We start from the raw sequence: 19,628 nt of genomic DNA on the forward strand, positions 1-19,628 counted from the left end.
AAAATCAGACAAATATGACCCAATCCTGGCACTCTACGATAGCAGCAATGTAAACCTGCCGAGATCAAACGCTTCCTGAGCGGGCAGCTTGAACCCGCGCGGGCCCGCGAACTGGCAGAGCAAATGCGGATGGCGGGATTGTCGCTGTAACGGAACGCCCCCGTTCTCAAGCCAATAATCCCAGTCTCAGCAACGTGCGCCTGTCTCAATTTGTCAGAGCCCAGTCGCAACTCATGCGATCCCATATCGATTTACAGTCCCAAACAAACTGAGCCAGAAACGCCGATAATCTCGCGCCCAGCGATTTATGCTCTCAAGCCGCTTCACGTAGCCAACCGGGCGTACAACTCTTAAAAAACGGGGGCATCTCAGCCCCCGTTTCGTGTATCAAATCAACCGATCATACCCGACTGATGTCGTCGATGGCATTTAGAAACCTAAACCTACGCTCGTCTTCCAGCGTGTTTGGCACGAAGTCGAGAGGCCATTGCTGGTACGGCCCTTGCAGAGTTCGCAATCGGCAGCGCAGTGGATGATCGCCCGTTCACGAACAGTAAACCCTTCTTTGCAGTAGAGCTGATACAGCTTCTTCCAGTTGAGTTTCCAACCTTCTCACTTGTGTAGAAGGTGTCGCCGCCTCCTTTATCTTGTCGCGCAGCGCGGTGTCCGTCGGACGTTTCAACGTTCGCCGATAGATATGCGGATCTACCCTAGCTCCATCTATTGCTCGCGAACATTCCGCTGTCGTAACCTACTTTGTAGATAAAATGTTGAACTTGCGAATTTCTACCAAAAGACGTGGGGTCCGAAAGGCCGGCTCTTGATATGGCAGCGATACAGACAAAAAAAGCGCGAGAATCGGACGGCTATTCGGTGCCCTTCGAAGCTGCTCTCAGGAATCCTACAAGCCCGTAACTCCTGCGAAGTACCGTAATCGACGACCCCAGCACAATGATCCACAAGGCGAGATAAAGAAGCGACCATCCGAATATTGCCGGTATGACGGTCGAAAGAACCGCAGAAGCGGTAGTGACGGCCATCCGCTGCGGCTTGGCCATAGGCCCCCTGAAATCAGCGCTTTGTCCTTGAGCGCTGCCCAGTTCGCGCACATAAGCTGTTGCGATAGCCAAGGCGGCAGCAGCCCAACCCAGGGAAAGGTGTCCCGCTCCCAATCCAAGCCCAACCATGATGAATGTGTCAGCAACCCGGTCTGGCGCTTCATTCCAAAACGGTCCATCCGCTGCTCCGCGTTTACCCTCTACCGCAACCATACCATCAAAAAGGTTGCACAATAGCCGAAGCTGACATCCCAGTGCCGCGCCAAGAAGACAAATGACGGACAAGAAACCTTCCGTCATCCCAGAGAACCAGAAGGCCAAACCGGCCAGCGCGGCAAACACCATGGAGCACTGTGAGATGAGGTTTGGTGCCACACCACGTTCCGCCAGCGCCCAGGCGACACGCACAGCGAGTTTTGTATGACGGCTGGCAATCGGGCGACGTTCAGACATGGCGACTCATTGTAAACGCATAGGAGAACGCACAGAATTTCGATACGGTGAGAGGAACGGCTTTTGTGGCACGTATTGTGGGTATGCCAGCCAAAGCTTGGATCGCGGTCAGCAGAGCCAAGGAAATCAAAAACGCTACGAGAGGCGGCAGAACCAATCTTGCCACATTACGGGTCCGACAAAAGATATCCTCGATCACCTGTTTAAGAATGAGCGTTGTCGCGGTGGTCAAGGTCGCCCGGACCAAACCAGCTGTCAACGGTGGAGGCATCTCATGAGCACGGCTTGCAAATAAAGCCCAATTCCCCATCAGCAAGCCGCCTCCATGCCCATGAATGGCTTTTTTTGAAGAAGGCTCATACGGTCGACCAGAAATAGCGCACGACGTGAAAGAATATCGGCGCTGAGAACATAACTGAATCGAGCCGGTCGATGAAACCGCCATGCCCGGCGATCAGGTGCCCCCAATCCTTGACGCCTTTGTCGCGCTTGATGGCCGACATCACAAGGCCACCGAAGAACCCCATGATGGCGATCAACAGCGAGACGAGAAAAGCCTGCCATAGGGCAAAAGGTGTCATCCACCAAAGTAACGCACCGAGGATGCTGGCTGACAGAACGCCGCCAAGGAAACCCTCCCAGGTTTTTGAGGGTGACAGTGCAGGCGAGATCTTGCTACGGCCAAAAAGCTTGCCGAAGATGTATTGTAGAACATCCGATCCCTGCACGACGACGACTAGGAAGGCAATCAAAAGGATCGGTTTGCCCTCATAGCCGGGGATCTGAAGTGTCAGAAGCGCCGGTACGTGACTGGCTGCGAAGACGCATATCATCAGTCCCCACTGGGTCTCCGACACGCGGGTCAGAAAGTTCTGGGTCTCGCCCCGACACGCGGAAATGATCGGTAGGAACAAGAACGCATAAACTGGAATGAATATCGAATAGAGGCCATACCATGCGATCCAAACCAGATAGTATTGAAAGGGCAGAACGACAAAAAATGCGATGGCCAGAGAATAGTGATCCGCTCGGGATTTGGCGGTCAGTGTCAGGAACTCTCGCATCGCGGCGAAGGATAACAGGCCAAACAGGATGATTGTGCCTGCTCGCCCGAAGAGCATCGCAACTGCAAGAAGTGCCGCCATGGCCCACCACGCATTAATGCGCGCCACAAGGTTTTCGATCACGGGATTGGGTTGGTCTGGCCCGACGCGTTTTTTCAGCATGGAAGCTACAAAAGACGCGAGGAGCAAGACGCAAAACACGCCGCCCAAAAGTAAGATAAACTCAAAGGGTGCGCTCATGCGACGTCTCCGGTGTCTTTCAAAGCGACTAGAGCGGCATAGCTTCGCTGCAGAAACGCGTCTTTACTCTCGTTTGTGTGCAGCCGAACGGCTTCGCCAAAGCGCACGGTACAGACTAACGGAATTGGCAATATCTCGCCTTTGGGCATCACGTGATTAAGGTTTTCGACCCAAACCGGCACCAGATCGACATCTGGACGCTGCTTCGCCAAATGGAATAGACCGGTTTTGAAGGACAACAGCGGCTCTTCGCTCATATTGCGCGTGCCTTCCGGGAACAAGATCAACGAGTTGCCATCGTCCAGCGCTTCGGCCATTTGGGCGATCGGATCGTTGGTACGGGTATCGGAATTGCGATCTATTAGCACTGCATTGAACACGTCTCGGCCGATGAACGATTTCAGTTTTGACTTTAGCCAATAGTCACTCCCAGCTACCGGACGGGTCCGCCGACGTATTTTTGGGGGAAGGACTGCCCAGATTAACACGAAATCGCCATTGCTGGTGTGGTTCGCAAAATACACACGCTTGTCTGGCACGGGCTCCACGCCATCCCATATCGCCCTAACTGCGGTTACTAGGCGAGCAAACAAAACGATTGCGTGACCTACTGTATCGGCAAAGAACTGCATGGTGCCTGTGTTTTCCTCAGAACTTGCTGACGTCTACTTCAAATCCATTATCCTGACTTTAGGAGCAAAATCAATGATTTGATAAGCTCCCGGTCCATTACAGCTAGTGGAGTTCTTTGGCGGCAGGCGTGCACTGTCCTAAACAGACCTTAGGTCTGCAAAGAATAGCGGCAGCAAAGCCCACGTCTCGCTCACGGCCTGACGATATTTCGCTGTGCTCGGCATGAATGGCCGCTCTTTACGCTGCACTGCCGTGTTCAAGATGGTGCCTGTGCGGCACAATCTGTGTTATGAGCACGCGCAGCGAAAAGATGGGCTCTTGGACTAAGCCGCTACCGCGGCAACGGCGCGCGTGGCTGGCATCGCGAGCCGCCCCAACGGCTTGGGTTTTGTGATATGAACGGCCTGCTTGACGATTGAGGTTTCTCAATCGGGCAGGAGGTTCCCATGACACAGGAGAAGATGAGCCCGCTGCGTGCGCGGATGATCGAAGATATGCGTATTCGCGGGTTGGCGGAGACGACGCAGAAGGCGCATATTCGGGCGCTGAAGGATTTCACAGCTTTTCTGGGACGCTCGCCGGACACGGCGACACCGGACGAGTTGCGCGTCTATTAGCTTCATATGACTGATACCGAGGTCACACCTTCGGTCCACAACGCCCGCGTCGCCGTGCTCAGGTTCTTCTTCGGCATGACCTGCGATCGGGAGGATATGACGAAGTATATCCAGTTCCGGGCCGAACCGCGGAAGCTGCCGATTGTGCTAAGCTTCGAGGAGGTCTCTGCGGTTTTAGCCTCGGCACCGGGTCCAGGCCTCAAATACCGGGTGGCGTTGGGCGTCGGCTACGGGGCTGCGTGCTTCCGAGGTTACCAATTTGACGGTTCGGGATATCGACAGCGACCGGGTGCTGATCCATGTCGAGCGCGGCAAAGGCGGCAAGGATCGCGAAGTGATGCTGTCACCGTCTTTGCTGGAGTTCCTTCGCGACTATTGGCGCGAGGCGCGCCCACAGGGTTGGCTGTTTCCTGGGCAGAGCCGGGTCGAACCCTAGTCGCCGCGTTCTCTGAACCGGGCGTCTAATTCGGCAAAGGCGATGGCCGGGATCAAGAAGCCCGCGACGCTGCACTCGCTCCGGCACAGCATTGCCACGCATCTGCTTGAAGCCGACACAGACGTCCGCGTGATCCAGGTGCTCCTCGGTCACGCCAAACTTACGACCACGGCGCGATACACCCACGTCGCCACCAAAACGCTGCGCAATGGCGCCAGCCCGTTTGAGCACATGCGGGATGTGACCTGAGCGGAGCGGCAGCGTGCCTCGGCACGCGCTGGAGGTTGCGGACTCTCATGGCCCCGCCAACCGGCGGGCCAATGCCGGGCATGTCAGCCTGAGCCAGCTCAAGGTCATGTCAGCGATCGAGGCCTGCCGGACAGAGGCGCTCGGCGGACATGTCGCCGCCTGTACCAAGTGTGGGCACCAGCATTTGCATACAACAGCTGCAAGAACTGGCATTGTCCCAAACGCAAGGGACCGGCAGCGCGCGACTGGATGGCGGCGCGTGCAGACGACCTACTGCCCGTGGAGTATTTCCACGTGGTGTTCACGCTGCCGGCCGAGATTGCCCGCATCGCCTACTGGAACAAACGGGCCGGGCGATCTATGGGCTGCTGTTCCGCGCATCGGCGGAAACGGTGATGACCATCGCCGCCGATCCCAAGCGCCTCAGCGTTCGCGTAGGTACGACCAGCGTGTTGCACACCTGGGGATCGGCAATGACGTACCATCCCCACATCCACATGATCGTCCCAGGTGGCGGGCTCTCGCTGGACGGCACCCGTTGGATTGGCTGCAAACCAGGGTTCTTCCTGCATGCGCGGGTGCTGTTGTGTCTGTTTCGGCGGCTGTTCCTTGAGGGCCTGGTCAACTTGCACCGCGCCGGGCGGCTCACCTTCTTCAATGGTCTTGCCGGACTGGCCGATGCAGATGCCTTCACTGCTTACCTCACACCGCTGCGCAAAACCGAATGGGTGGACTATGCCAAGCCGCCGTTCGGCGGACCCGAGGCGGTCTTGGCCTATCTCAGCCGATACACCCATCGCGTCGCGATCTCGAACAGCCGCCTTGTCAGCGCCAATGCCAACTCCGTTTCCTTCCGCTGGAACGATTATCGCATCAAGTCCTGGGACCGGATGAAGGTCATGCGGCTCGACACGCACGAGTTTATCCGCCGGTTCTTAAGCCTGCACCCCCAACACCATCGCGTACATCACCGTCAAAAAAGTCAGCCGAAACGACCTTTCCCCATAGGTGACGCCCGACCCCCGCGGCTTCTTCCCTGAGAGGTTTATCAACGCGGGCCACACACATGCACAACCGAGACCGCGCACCATGGCCCGCGTCGAAAAACCTTCATCTTTTGACTCCTTAGCTGTAGAGAGCACGAACGACGGGTTTACGCTACTCTGCTCTTTTGCTGCATCGTCGTCGAACGCGATAGAAGCGGACTAAGCTGCCTATGGTGATTGTGGTTTGAACGTCCGCCTTGCGCCTTTCACGTCATTGGACACCCCAGAACTACCTACCTTAATCAGTAGACGTCATTTCGTAACCGAGCCTTTCAAATCATTGAGTCAATAATTGAATGCGGTTTTCGAAATCCGGCACATGTTGCTAGAATCTGTCTCCGCTTTTGACCAAACCCTCAAATTGAACCACAGTGCATACATGGCGTCGCTTACACAAATTGAAATGCTTCTACCGGAGTTCCGGGCCTATGCTACTGCCATTTGCGCGTCTTCCGACGATGCTGAGGACTTGGTGCAAGACTCCATCGAGCGGGCACTGAGAACCGACAAACGCCCGACTGTGCTTGATGAACTGAGACCGTGGATGTTTCGGGTAATCCGCAACCTGCATTATGACGAACTCAGAAAAAGACGTGTGCGGCGGGAATATTTGGCGGCAGAGAAACGTCTCTATGATGAAGCAGGCACATCGGACGCGGCGCGGGATATCCTAATTCGCATGGCCTTCGAAAAACTGCCGCCGGACATGCGCGAAGTTCTGTGTCTTGTAGACATAATGGGATTGAAGTACGCCGAAGCGGCAAAGGTGATGAATGTGGCTAACGGGACGGTCATGAGCCGGATCAGTCGCGCGAGGAAAGCCCTCTTGGACTTGGTCGAGGGGAAGGGCACTCGCGATGAAATTGAGAATAGCAGAAGATGAACGAGTTGAACGAGAAAGACTGGGAACTGATCAACGCCTATAATGACGGCGAGTTGGGCGATACGGAGCGCCGAGCCCTGAAGGCGCGGATATCGTCGGAACCGTTGCTCGAAGAGGCCTTGAGGGAGGTTTCGAGCGTCTCGGCGAGCCTCGGCGCCCTGCGTCCGGATACTCAACAGATTTCATCTATGCAGCAAGAAGCGCCAGCGAACCAGATCACGCGACCCACAAGGAGGCTTATTGGCGGGGCGGTTGCGGCAGCAATTGCTTTGGCCATTGCAGTTGGTCCCCAGTTTTTCGAGACACCGTCGGCCTTCGATATCCACGCAGATTATGCGGCGCAATCATTCGCTGTTGAGACGGGAAACACGCGGGCGGTTGCAACTGGGCAGAATATAAATGCCCCCGATCTTGCTAGTGCGAATTTGACGGCCGTCGCCATGAAAGCCGTGAATGACGGGCATGTGACCCACTATGCGGGCCGCAATGGGTGTCGTCTGACTTACTTCCGCGGGACGTTTGCTCCGGGTGAACAGGACCCTTCGACAGGAATGCAGGTGGCAGAATGGTCCACAACGAACAATATGTGGCACATGATCGTCGCAACCGGCATGGATCTAGATAAATTCGACGCTATAGCAGCGTATCTGAAGGTTACGAGCCGTCAGCAAGCCAGTGAACAGATGATGGCGTCTTTGGCCGAAGCGACCACGAACGCAACGCGTTGCGTCGGCTGACAGTTGATGCTGCGCGCGACAGGACCGGCTAAAGCACGGTCCGGATTGATCTGCCAAACGGAATTACCGATACTAATTTATTAACGCATCGGCTTCCCGAAACCCGACCTATTCGAGGCCGAATCGGGAATATTAGGGCATCACGTGAATCAAGAGCTGCTGACGCCATCCGTCCCATCTGTCAATTGAGAGGTTGAGGGAAGTTCGGTCGGTCCGTGTTGTAATGGGCCGCCAGGTAATCGAGGATTTCCGTCCGATACGGTTCCTCGATCTCGGACATGCCTTGTTCCTCGACCATCCACTCGAGCATCTCGTCCCATTTGTCGCGGTTTAACCCCTGCTGGGCGACGATCATTTCAGAGTGGCAGGCGGTGCAGGCGTAGAATGTTGTTTCTACCCCTGGCGCATCGAACAGGACGCCGAATTCGTAGTCTTCCTTCTCCGCTACTGTCGCCGCGGCTGCTGCCTCAGTCGCACCGAAGATCAAGGAGGTATCGGAGAACGTGTTCAGGTAGGCGATCAGGTTCGCGCGATCTTCTTCTTTCTTGAGCCCGGCGAAGTTCATCTTGGTGCGTTTGACTCCGGACTTGGGTTTCGTCAGAAACGCGTCGAGACGCTCAAGGGTCCACTCGCCCCCGTATTCGGCCAGAGCGCTTGAATACCTGAAGCCGTCAGCGGTGGCAACCGACCCGCCAACGGTGCCGTAGAGGTTGGGGCCGACCTTGTTCTTGCCGCCTTGTTCGACGGTGTGGCAAGCGCCACATTTCTTGAAGACGCGCTCCCCCTTGGATGCGTCTGCTACAGCGAGAGCCGCGTCAAGATCAGCATAGGCGGGCGAGGTAAGGCCGAAGCCGAGTGCAAAAAGAGATAGATTTCGCAGAGTTGCGAAGCACATAAGGTTACTCCAGTTGGAAGTGTTGAGGGGCGGCTTCAAGCCGCCCCGGTATTGGTCAACTTGCGCGAACGCCCACGCGGTGCATAGTGTTGTTCAGGTAGCCTTTCGGGTTCCAGTCGATGGCAAAGGGCTGCATCGTGCCTTCGCTGTCGGTGGCACGAGCCCAGACCTCGTAATAACCCACCTTTGGGAAAGAGACATTCGCCCGCCAATTCTGCCAAGCTCCGTCATTGACCGGCGCGTCCAGTTCAGCGACCATCCATGTTGAGCCGAAATCGGTTGAAATTTCGACCTTGCTGACGGTGCGATCGCCCGACCACGCGTGGCCGCGCACCTCGGTTTCCATTCCTGTGTCTGCACCATTGGCAGGGAACGTCACCAGCGATTTTACCGGCATCCGCTCGATGATCACGAAATCTTCCTTAGGAACGTCCTGCCCCGCTGACACTGGAAAGGCCGGAACGCGATAGGCCGTTCCTGTCATCTTCGGGCCGTCATGCACCTGGTCGCGCAACTCGATCCGCTTCAACCACTTCTGGGCGGTCGAGGCAGGCCAACCCGGCACCACCAGTCGCAACGGAGCACCATTCATCGGGTGCAGCGCATCGCCATTCATCTCGAACGCGATCAGGATGTTGTCTGTCATGGCTTTCGCGATTGGAATGCCGCGCGAGATTGGCAGCTTGTCCGGATCACCCGACAGGTGCCCGTCTGCGCCGTAGTGCGCGGTATAAACCACGTTCGACTGGACGCCTGCTTTTTCAAGTACGTCCTTCAAGCGCACGCCGGTCCACTCAGAGCAAGCGACAGCACCATAGGTCCATTGGTTGCCTTTGGCAGGCGGGTTGAAGAAGCCGCGCCCATTACCGCCGCATTCCAGCGTCAGCGCCAGCGTCACGACCTCGAACTGCTCGCGCATATCCGCAATAGTCATTTCCATCGGATTGTCGACGAAACCGTCAATGGTAAGCGTCCAGGTGGCCGGATCGACATCCTCCGGTGGAATGCCGTTGTTGCGGATGAAGTGGCGGCTGGTGGGTGTGATGGCATCGTCTAGAAATTCCGGTGGCGTCTCTGCATTGACCGGGCGGTCGTTGAGCAAGGTCAGCCCGTCTTTGCCGACCAGAACATTCTCTTGCGCCATCGCGGCGGGCACAAAACCGATCGGCATGTTGCGGTGGAACGGAATCGACGTACCGACCATTGCGACCATCGTCGCGAGGCCAGTGCGTTTCAGAAACCCGCGCCGGTCCGGGTTGGCAACCCGTCCGAAAAATTCCTTGTCCGCTTTCTCAGGATTCTCCGTGAAAAACTCCTGAACCGAGCGTTTCTTGTCGTCATCAAGTGCCATGTTTTCCTCCCTTAGCTACTGGTGCAGTGCGTCGTCGCACACCGTCGTTTGCTAGAGAGACGTGTGGGGGCGGCGGATTATTCCGAGCTTTTTATACCTTTCACTATGCCTGCGCGGATTTTCCTATGCCAACACTGAAAGAGAACGGATTGAGAGGAACGCAAACACTGTTTGAGCTTTCATTATACCACATTCTAACAAAGGCAGAGTAGTGCGCTTCTCAGACATTAATGCTGACCGCAGCATCAGTTACTCTGGGCGCATTCGTTGAATCCGTCGCTCTGTGAACAAACGTCAGTTTGAACCGCGCCGGGTTTTCCGGAGGCTCCAAATCGAGGAAGGATTGGAACCATGGAAAAGGACAACAGAGCGAACCGCTATTCACCTGAGACACGGGCAAGGGCCGTGTGGATGGTTTTCGACAATCAAAGCAACTACGCGAACCAAGCGGCGGCGATTAAGGCGATTGCGCCGAAGATCGGCTGTGGCCGGGACACGTTGCGGCGTTGGGTTCAGCAGGAGGAAACCGACACCGGCCGCCGTGATGGCGTGACGTCGGAGGAACGGGCCAGGATCAAGGAACTGGAACGCGAGGTGCGGGAACTGCGCCAGGCGAACGAGATCCTCAAGAAGGCCAGCGCGTATTTTGCCCAGGCGGAGCTCGACCGCCCACTGAAACGATGATCGGGTTCATCAACGATCACCGGGCCGAGTATGGGGTCGAGCCGATCTGCCGGGTTTTGCCGATCGCCCCTTCGACCTTCTACGAGCACAAAGCCATAGAGCGTGATCCTGTGCTGGCATCGGATCGGGCCAAGCAGGATATCGTGTTGTGCCCTGAGGTGCAACGCGTCTGGGATCAGAACTTCAAGGTCTACGGGGTGCGCAAGGTCTGGCACCAGATGCGCAGGGAGGGTTTCGATGTCGCCCGCTGCACGGTGGAGCGTCTGATGCGTGAGCTCGGCATTCAAGGTGTTGTTCGTGGCAAGGTCCAGAAAACAACGCGACCGGACAAGGCCCTGCCATGCCCGCGCGACAAGGTGAACCGGCAGTTCCGGGCCCGCGCACCGAACACGCTCTAGGTCAGCGACTTCACCTATGTCTCGACTTGGCAGGGCTTCGTCTATGTGGCCTTCGTGATCGAAACCTTCGCCAACCGGATCGTCGGCTGGCGAGCGTCGCGATCCCCACAGACCCAGTTCGTGCTCGATGCCATGGAACAGGCGCTCTGTGAGCGGCGACCGTCCGGTGGTCTGATCCATCATAGCGACCGGGGCAGCCAGTATGTGTCGATCCGCTATACCGAGCGCCTGGCTGAAGCCGGGATCGAGCCTTCGGTCGGCAGTGTCGGCGACAGCTATGATAACGCCCTGGCAGAGACCATCATTGGGCTGTTCAAAGCCGAGGTCATACGTTTGGCGGTGACGGCTTCACTATGGTTGGTTAATACGAGACTAAGATCCCGCACGGTCACTTCCAATGCGGGTTTGACCTCGTGGCGGTAGTTCTCGCACCGACGAAGAGCACGATACACTACCGAGACCACCCAATCCACACGACTCTTGCCTTTATCGACAAAATCGCCTTAGTGGAGCGCACCTTATTCGACTTCGGTGCATCCTTAACACCTCCAATAAAATCTTGAGAAACATGAGCAAAGCCAAGAAACTATCCGTATATATTGCCACGCCATCGGGACGTGGAATGGTACACTGGCGACATATGCAATCCGTGTTAGCGCTTGCGATTGAATTGCGAGACAGAGGCCACAAAGTAAATCACCGCATCATAACAGGAAGCAATGTAGCGGTAATCCGCAATCGCCTCTGTCTCGAAGCTATTCGAAAACAATACACAACATTGCTGATGATCGATGATGATATGGCGTTTTCTGCCGGGAAAATTGCCGACATGGTTGAGCGGCCGGAACCTTTCATAGCTGCGAGCTATGCGAAGAGGGTGTATGATCCGGACCTCTACACAGTTAACGGGAAGATTGGACTTGGTGAGGCGATACGCAGAACGGCCGTCCCGAACCATCTCCCTGACGCTGATCAAGGGGAAGTCTCTGAAGTCGACCTGATTGGCACTGCGATTTTTAAAATTGATATTCAGGAGCTTTTGACGGTACCGGTTGATAAGGTCACGTTCTCAGGGCAGGAGCTTCGGGAATATTTTTATTGGGGGAAGACCCCAAAAGGAGAATATCTTGGGGAAGACTTCGCATTCTGCCACTTGCTGAGACAGAACGGCAAGAAAGTGCATGTGTTCAGAGGGGCGCAGACGCGCCACTACGGTGACTTTTCATTTGAACTTTACGAACCAGCCGAATCCCTGTTCGATCCCGGTGAACCAGCTGGCATTGGTGATCAATCGAAGTAGAGTTCGGTGAATTGCAGTGTCATGAAGAAACCCCACAACCCAACGGTGAAATTGCACAGGAAAATGGGCATCCAATATCATGGCCGTCAGCAATAAGCCCGCGCAGGAAACTCAACAATATAGAGATTAATTCTGTAACAAATCCCTAATAATCAAATCCTTAGTGATACGTGTTCCAACCTTTCAAGTGCTCGTCCGTCGAGTCAATTGATTCCACCGATCTGATGTGCACAAGCTGATCTTTCCCCAGCCCCAACGAAGACAAAAGAACTGGTAGATCTAATTCAAGCTCTTTGGCCAACTCAGAGATTCCCATTGGCGGAGTAAATTCACATAGGACATGTGATGGATATTGAAATGAGACTTGAGCTTTAAGCACCTGTGGTTTTTGATCGCTCAACCGAACGATTGATCCGAGGAGGCTGCCCGTAGAACTACATACTATTTCAGAGATGGGCTCTCCAAAGCAAACACTTGGACTGATGATACCTTGTTTAATGCTTTGTGCTATTGCCTGAGAAAGCGTTCTGCACCTGAGCTTTGTGAGCATGGAATCTTGAAAAATTCGAATTGATTGAGAAGTTTTTCCCATATAGAGCGCGATTTGGGAGCTTTCCATTCCTGCCGCCACGTATTTTAGAACACTTAGCTCTTCACTTGAAAGCGCATCCTTTTGGATTAAGGGGTTTCGAGACACTTTAGGCAGGGTAGACAGATGCAAAAGTTGTGACTGCCGCTGGAGCTTTGGTTTCGCTTTCACAATCAACTTTTTCCAAAGTGTTTCATTCATCCGCCCCGCAACACTTAACATCCCTTTCTCTCCAAAAGGCCCAACCGTTGGAACAGTTAATCCGTGTTCACCTAGCCCTGCCCTGCTTGCGCGTTCAAAGAAAGCTCGGGTCTTTACATCTACTTGTAGCTCTGACCAGCAAAACGGTCTGATCATTTGGCATCCGAACTTGATGACTGGATCGACATCCCAAAGGCGTTCGCGAACATATACTTCTTTCCATTCTTCGGGTAGTGTCGAGAACCCGGCAATCAGGTTCCGCTCCCGGTCAACATGAATGAATGAAGCGTGATCAAATCCATGCTCTTCACATATTTCCACTAGGCACTCAGTTGTGCTTGTGCCGTATTTGTCATCTTCCAGTTCAAGATTTCGAGCTTCCATCGGGCAATCGATTCCATGATTTTGCGGGCGTGGGTACGCACTGTAATCCGAGAACAATTGCTTCGATTTTTGACACGTTAAACCTCTCATTTTCACATTATTATAACGTGAAATAACAATCACTTGATAATGGATTGATTGTGGCGTGATGCCGGTGAATTGTGGCGGCGGATTGCCATAAAAAGCCGAATGCGCGTACGTTGCAGTAGGCCGAGCTGCGCTGCAACTAAGCATGCCCACGTTGTTTGTACGCTAATCCTGACAATTCTCCTTCTTTCAATAGTTCGGAAGCGCGGAACCCTTTGGGCCGCTGTCCTGACCCCGCAGGTTTCTCTCGTTCTCGATCTAGAATAACGCAGCCAATCGGCTCAGGTTTGGCAACCACCGGCCTAACGTAACGTCTGAGTTAAGACGGGGAGGGTATCGGAGCAACCTTAAGCGTGCGAGATGTGCTGCTGGTGCCCCCGGTACATAGATCGTGGAAGGAATTGGTCAGCATGGGTCACTCACAGTTTCGCCCGTGAAATTTCATCGAGCGATGCTACAACAGATTTCTTAATATCTGGCTAGTCGCCGCGCGATAAGGTGTGCTCATGGAAACTTTCAGAGTATCATCGATTTCACATCGTTTCGCGTCTGGCTTTGTCTGATTTCAACGCGACTGGGCGCAGAGGTGTCTTGCGTCAATATTGGTTCAGTCTCTCCAGAGCGGCGCTAAGGCCATTTGTCTCTACAACTATTAACAGGTCTTGCCCGCCAACCGTTCTCATATTGATATTGAATGGATTTTGGTTCTGCAAAATTTCAACCTGATCAGTTGTTAAGGCGGTTTCCACCAAGCAACCCTGTGGCACGCATGTCAAAAATTCAAACTCGCCAACAATTTCTTCCTCTTTGGTCAGTGATATTCCCTCTGAAAGCTGCAGACCAAAGGGGGAAACAATTGTCATGCCAGTCTCTCCGCCGGCCTCTCGCGTGAAAGCGATCACTACAATCCTATTTCCGGTGTCCGTCTGACTTTGTTCTTGGGAAACCTGGCAGTTTTTTGAGAGGGCCTCATTATTTTCAGGTTGCGAAGTTCTGCACTGAAATGTCCAACTCCCATACGTTTCAATCACAGATGTAGGTTCCTGTGCGGCTGTCGCCCTTACTTGGAACGTCAATCCGACCACAAGCGATATAAGAATACATGTTAAACGCATTATGTTTCTACCTGTCCAGTTCGATCACGGTTAGAATTCAACCCGAAAGCCTAAGTTTCCGCTTAAAGACCGGCCCGAAGAGAAACTCGATCCAAATTCCGATCCAACCGATAGTTCTCCGAATAGAGCCGACCGTGCACCATTTTTCCCGATCCACTCTCGAGAACCCCCGATACCAAGTTCGCCTCGCCATGGGCGCACTTCATTGACCAAACTCGTCCCAGTGGAATCTACCTCAGTAGTTGTATCAAACTGATGGTATACATTGGTACTGACAAAGAACCGATTAACCGTTTGATTTGATTGCGTTTGACCTAAGCCGGAATTGTACTCAAATGTCGCACCCAACTTAACCTCGGAACTGCTGCCATCTTGCAGCGAAACGGTCTCGCCACTATCGGTAGTGAACGTATCAAAATCCACATCGGAATAAACATATTGCAGTTCTGGAGTGATGGAGACGCTGTTGTTCAGCGAAAATGGACGGCCGACTTCAAGCGACCATGCACGACCAGAACCTTTGTTGTTGGACGTAAGCGTATCTGCCTCCGTTGATAAATCGCTATCAAACGCAGCGTATTGAAACTGAGCATCAGCGTAAAACTTTGAATTACTATACCAAGTTAGGCTTGCTCCGACACCGAAGGCGTCCGTATCGATATCACCGTTAGCGAGAGCAGAGGCTCCGGAAAGCGAGGAGTTACCGTAGAATAGCCAGGCGCCTCCAACAAGTTGACCTGCTGCGGAATCGGCTAGGCGTGTATCCAACCCTACTTCGTATTTAGCGGTGTTGATATCATAATCGATTTCGGCCCCGGAATTTTGCTCAAAGGTCGAGAAGCTAGGGCTTAGATCGTTCACGCTACCACCAATGCGCATCCAAACACCGGTTGGTCGAGAATCAAGCTCATCCTTAAACAGCCAAGATCTGTTCTGTCCGCGTTCGCGGTGACTAGATAGTTGATTTAGCGCCTGAAGGTTTCTCGGATAAGCTTCGTAAAGGAAGTTTTGGGGCAGAATTTCAAGTTGAAGAACCCATTGTGACCCGATTAAATTCAACACATATGTAAACGCACCGGAGACCAACTCTCCACCTGCAAGCTGAAAGTCGCCCGCCGAAGTCGTTCCCGCCACATCGACAATAACAATATCTGAGGTGTTTGCGGTTCCTGGCGTCAGATCGTTGACAAAAATCGTCGTGGTGCCAGAGGATACCGCGCCAGTTATGTCCAATGTGTCTGCTGTTCCGTCAGCCAGATTCACATCGAGAAGAAGTGTTCCACCGCCTGTGTAGTCTCCCGACACCACAATCCTATCGCCGGCGGCGCCATCCTGCAGATCAATTGCACCTGCATTGCGAATGTCACCCAGAATACTTAAAGTTGTTGCTCCCAGTGCCTGATTGCGGAACGTTCCCTCCGCCAAGACGTTGAGATCACCACCAATCTCAAAAGCATTGGAGCTATTGAGGATGCCGTTGTTCACGTTCACCGTCGTGAACCCCGTGGTCGCGGAGCCCGATAAATTGAGGACGCCAGCGCCATTTTTATTTAACACTTCAAAGTTGGCTGTAGTGTTCACGTCGGATGCGATGTCAATGTTAGCGTTGACGGTATCTACACCTTCCCCTCCATCAATGAGTCCGGTGAGCATGGTACTGTCATAGATAGTGAACGTGTCGTCATCCAGGCCCAATGACAGGCTGCCCAACCCGGTATCCAGAGAACCGGCCACATCCAGTAGATCAGTTCCAGCACCTAGGTCACCCATCGCCATCAATGTCCCCGTTGCATCAACAATGACGGTGTTTGAGCCCGGGCTTCCAGTAAGCGTAGTTGTCCCGTTTTGCAGAATACCTCTGACCCGCAATATGGTGCTATCTGCTAAAGCTACTCCTGAAGTACTTACGTTGCCTCCGGTGTCGACCGTCAGCTCACCGCCATTCAGCGCGATACCTTCCGAATATTCCTGATCGCCTGTCAGGGTCAGTTCACCGGAATTGTTCTTCTGCAGCGCTTCAAAGTTCGTAAGGTTTGATTCGTCAAGAGTCAGATCGCCGGTGGCATCGACAATGACTGTATCGGTATCTGCACCACCGTCGATTGCGGTGGTCAGGCCAGACAGATCAGCGCCATCCCGAAGCGTCAATGTGTCATTGCCTGTATCCAGATCGAACGTCCCCGAACCTGTCAACCTGCCGGCAACATCAAAACCGTCGTTACCGGTTGTGAAGGTAAAACCGTCATCCAAATCAATCGTGGCACCTGTTCCAACCGATGCAGCGTTCACACCTGAAATCGCACCACCAGTCTCAACATCCAGCGTGCCTTCATCCACCTCGACTGTCGCGAAGTCGGACGTTCCCGTGACGCTCAGCGTACCCGCTCCTCTCTTCGTCAGCGTCTCGAAGTTGTTGACCTGGGCAAGCGTGGCAGCGTTGGCGATGTCTGCCGTTAACGTGTCATCCCCAGCGTCACCGTCGACGACGGCACTGACGCTGGCTCCGTCCTGGAACGTAAACGTGTCGTTGCCGCCCCCGAGGTTTATCGTTGAAGCCCCGTCAACGGTCCCGGCAACCGTGAAACTGTCATCACCACCGGTGAAGGTGATATTCCCACCTGCGGTCAGCGTCGCACCCGACAAAACCGTGGCCGCGTTGATTCCGCTGAGCCCGCCTGTCGCGTTCAATAGACCTGCGTTCACATTGACAGTCGAGAAATCGGATGCTCCCGCGACGTTCAGCGTCCCAGTCCCGGTCTTCGTCAGTGTCTCGAAGCCTTCAACAGCCCCAACCGTTGCGACGCCATTGATATTTGTATTGAACGTATCGGCGCCAACGCCCCCATCCACGGTTCCTCTGACAACTGTGCCGTCCGTGATCGAGAAGGTGTCATCACCCAGTCCAAGCGTCAGCTCGCCTGCGCCGGTATCCAAGGTGCCCGACACGTCCAGCGTGTCCGCGCCGTCGCCAAGATCCCCAGTGGCAAACAATGTGCCTGTGACATTAACGGTGTTTGCACCATTAAAATCAGTGAACTCGGTCTGAGACCCCGCCCCATTGTTCAGGGTCCCTTCAACCGTCAGTGTCGTGCCATCTTCCGCTGAAACTTCTGCCGTACCCAGTGTTCCGGCAACCGTCAGCTCACCGCCATTCAGCGCGATACCTTCCGAATATCCCTGATTGCCAGTCAGGGTCAGTTCACCGGTATTGTCCTTCTGCAGCGCTTCAAAGTCTGTAAGGTTTGAATCATCAAGGGTCAGATCGCCGGCGGCATCGACAACGACTGTATCGGTATCTGCACCACCGTCGATTGCGGTGGTCAGGCCAGACAGATCAGCGCCATCCCGAAGCGTCAATGTGTCATTGCCTGCATCCAGGTTGAACGTCCCTGACCCTGTCAACGTGCCGGCAACATCAAAACTGTCGTCGCCGGTTGTGAAGGAAAAACCGCCATCCAGATCAATTTCCGCGTCTGTTCCAACTGATGCAGTGTTCACACCTGAAATCGCACCACCACTCGCAACATCCAGTGTGCCCGCGTTCACATTGACCGTCGCGAAGTCGGACGCATCCGGCCCGGTGACGTTCAGCGTCCCAATCCCTGCCTTCGTCAGTGTTTCGAAGCCTTTAACAGCCCCAACCGTTGCGACGCCATTGATATTTGTATTGAACGTATCGGCGCCAGCGCCCCCATCCACGGTTCCTCTGACAACTGTGCCGTCCGTGATCGAGAAGGTGTCATCACCCAGGCCAAGCGTCAGATCATCTGCGCCCGTATCCAAGATGCCCGACACGTTCAGCGTGTCCGCGCCGTCGCCAAGATCCCCAGTGGCAAACAATGTGCCTGTGACATTAACGGTGTTTGCACCGCTAGAACCCGTGAGCGCTGTCTGAGACCCTGCCCCATTGTTCAGGGTCCCGGCAACCGTCAGCTCGCCGCCATTCAGCGTGATACCTGCCGAATATCCCTGATTGCCAGTCAGGGTCAGTTCACCGGTATTGTTTTTTTGCAGCTCTTCAAAGTCTGTAAGGTTTGATCCGTCAAGGGTCAGATCGCCGGCGGCATCGACAACGACTGTATCGGTATCTGCACCACCGTCGATTGCGGTGGTCAGGCCAGACAGATCAGCGCCATCCCGAAGCGTCAATGTGTCATTGCCTGCATCCAGGTTGAACGTCCCTGACCCTGTCAACGTGCCGGCAACATCAAAACTGTCGTTACCTGTTGTGAAGGTAAAACCGCCATCCAGGTCAATCGCCGCACCTGTTCCAACCGATGCAGTGTTCACACCTGAAATCGCACCACCACTCGCAACATCCAGTGTGCCCGCGTTCACATTGACCGTCGCGAAGTCGGACGCATCCGGCCCGGTGACGTTCAGCGTCCCGGCCCCTGTCTTCGTCAGTGTCTCGAAGCCTTTAACAGCCCCAACCGTTGCGACGCCATTGATATTTGTATTGAACGTGTCGGCGCCAGCGCCCCCATCCACGGTTCCTCTGACAATTGTACCGTCCGTGATTGAGAAGATGTCATCTCCCAGCCCAAGCGTCAGCTCACCTGCGCCCGTATCCAAAGTGCCCGACACGTCCAGCGTGTCCGCGCCGTCACCAAGATCCCCAGTGGCAAACAATGTGCCTGTGACATTAACGGTGTTTGCACCGCTAGAACCCGTGAGCGCTGTCTGAGACCCTGCCCCATTGTTCAGGGTCCCGGCAACCGTCAGTGTCGTATTCGCATTGTCCGCAAAGGTGATACCACCGCCAACGTCAAGCGTTGCCCCGGATGAAACCTCGGCGAGATCGACGTCGATGAGGCCTCCGGTGATGTTCAAAACACCCGCATCCACCTCGACCGTCGAGAAGTCAGAGTCACCTGTGACATTTAGTGTCCCGGCTCCTCTCTTCGTCAGCGTCTCAAAGTTGTTTACCTGGGCAAGCGTAGCAGCGTTGGCGATGTCTGCCGTTAGCGTGTCATCCCCAGCGTCACCGTCAACGACGGCACTGACGCTGGCTCCGTCCTGGAACGTAAACGTGTCGTTGCCAGCGCCAAGGTTGATCGTTGAAGCCCCGTCAACGGTCCCGGCAACCGTGAAACTGTCATCACCACCGGTGAAGGTGATATTCCCACCTGCGGTCAGCGTCGCACCAGACGAAACCGTGGCATCACTGATTCCGCTGATCTCCCCGGTGACGTTCAAAACACCCGC

11 protein-coding genes, 3 pseudogenes and 1 other annotated feature are annotated in these 19,628 nt (G+C 54.5%); of the genes and pseudogenes, 6 read left to right on the forward strand and 8 right to left on the reverse strand.

Annotated elements, in window-relative coordinates; translation table 11 throughout:
- Positions 1-866: 866 nt before the first annotated feature.
- From RA27_RS21835 to RA27_RS21850, 3 genes are all read right to left on the reverse strand, one after another.
- Complete coding sequence (locus RA27_RS21835; protein WP_039544020.1) at positions 867-1,511, reverse strand: CDP-alcohol phosphatidyltransferase family protein; 645 nt, start codon at positions 1,509-1,511, stop codon at positions 867-869.
- A gap of 356 nt (positions 1,512-1,867) precedes the next feature.
- Complete coding sequence (locus RA27_RS21845; protein ID WP_039544023.1) at positions 1,868-2,815, reverse strand: phosphatidate cytidylyltransferase; 948 nt, start codon at positions 2,813-2,815, stop codon at positions 1,868-1,870.
- Positions 2,812-3,447, reverse strand: coding sequence for a lysophospholipid acyltransferase family protein (locus tag RA27_RS21850; RefSeq protein WP_039544026.1), 636 nt, complete (start codon positions 3,445-3,447; stop codon positions 2,812-2,814). The genes RA27_RS21845 and RA27_RS21850 overlap by 4 nt, the downstream gene beginning before the upstream one ends.
- A 447-nt stretch (positions 3,448-3,894) precedes the next feature.
- Between RA27_RS21850 and RA27_RS21855 the strand changes: the two are divergent.
- The 4 genes and pseudogenes from RA27_RS21855 (at position 3,895) to RA27_RS21870 (ending at position 7,416) form a co-directional block, all read left to right on the forward strand.
- A pseudogene (locus tag RA27_RS21855) lies at positions 3,895-4,750 on the forward strand (site-specific integrase).
- A gap of 13 nt (positions 4,751-4,763) precedes the next feature.
- Positions 4,764-5,688: pseudogene (locus RA27_RS21860) on the forward strand (transposase); the annotation flags it as partial.
- A gap of 400 nt (positions 5,689-6,088) precedes the next feature.
- Complete coding sequence (locus tag RA27_RS21865; protein ID WP_241484131.1) at positions 6,089-6,679, forward strand: RNA polymerase sigma factor; 591 nt, start codon at positions 6,089-6,091, stop codon at positions 6,677-6,679.
- Positions 6,676-7,416 (forward strand): hypothetical protein, encoded by a 741-nt coding sequence (locus tag RA27_RS21870; RefSeq protein ID WP_039544028.1) that lies wholly within the window; start codon positions 6,676-6,678, stop codon positions 7,414-7,416. Before RA27_RS21865 ends, RA27_RS21870 begins: the two co-directional genes overlap by 4 nt.
- Before the next feature lie 181 nt (positions 7,417-7,597).
- Here RA27_RS21870 and RA27_RS21875 read toward each other — a convergent pair whose 3' ends face one another.
- Both RA27_RS21875 and RA27_RS21880 read right to left on the reverse strand, forming a co-directional pair.
- Positions 7,598-8,311, reverse strand: coding sequence for a cytochrome c family protein (locus RA27_RS21875; RefSeq protein WP_039544030.1), 714 nt, complete (start codon positions 8,309-8,311; stop codon positions 7,598-7,600).
- Positions 8,312-8,366: 55 nt separating this feature from the next.
- Positions 8,367-9,662 carry a sulfite oxidase gene (locus tag RA27_RS21880; RefSeq protein ID WP_039544034.1) on the reverse strand — a complete coding sequence of 432 codons (1,296 nt, stop codon included), beginning with the start codon at positions 9,660-9,662 and terminating at the stop codon, positions 8,367-8,369.
- A 351-nt stretch (positions 9,663-10,013) separates the two neighbouring features.
- On the opposite strand from RA27_RS21880, the pseudogene RA27_RS21890 reads away from it, so the two are divergent.
- Positions 10,014-11,074: pseudogene (locus RA27_RS21890) on the forward strand (IS3 family transposase); the annotation flags it as partial.
- Positions 10,301-10,417 (forward strand) — a sequence feature (AL1L pseudoknot). Its footprint overlaps the pseudogene before it by 117 nt.
- A gap of 238 nt (positions 11,075-11,312) precedes the next feature.
- On the forward strand, positions 11,313-12,044 hold the full coding sequence (locus tag RA27_RS21895) for a hypothetical protein (protein ID WP_039544037.1): 732 nt from the start codon (positions 11,313-11,315) through the stop codon (positions 12,042-12,044).
- A gap of 160 nt (positions 12,045-12,204) precedes the next feature.
- On the opposite strand, the gene RA27_RS23355 is transcribed toward RA27_RS21895, so the two are convergent.
- The 3 genes from RA27_RS23355 to RA27_RS21910 form a co-directional block, all read right to left on the reverse strand.
- Complete coding sequence (locus RA27_RS23355; RefSeq protein ID WP_082025231.1) at positions 12,205-13,452, reverse strand: autoinducer binding domain-containing protein; 1,248 nt, start codon at positions 13,450-13,452, stop codon at positions 12,205-12,207.
- Positions 13,453-13,901: 449 nt separating this feature from the next.
- Positions 13,902-14,420, reverse strand: coding sequence for an invasion associated locus B family protein (locus RA27_RS23875; RefSeq protein WP_082025232.1), 519 nt, complete (start codon positions 14,418-14,420; stop codon positions 13,902-13,904).
- Between the two features lie 30 nt (positions 14,421-14,450).
- Positions 14,451-19,619: an autotransporter outer membrane beta-barrel domain-containing protein gene (locus RA27_RS21910; protein ID WP_039544040.1), complete on the reverse strand. Its 5,169-nt coding sequence runs from the start codon at positions 19,617-19,619 to the stop codon at positions 14,451-14,453.
- Positions 19,620-19,628: the final 9 nt, after the last annotated feature.

The sequence above is a fragment of the Ruegeria sp. ANG-R genome (assembly GCF_000813985.1).
GTDB lineage: Bacteria > Pseudomonadota > Alphaproteobacteria > Rhodobacterales > Rhodobacteraceae > Ruegeria.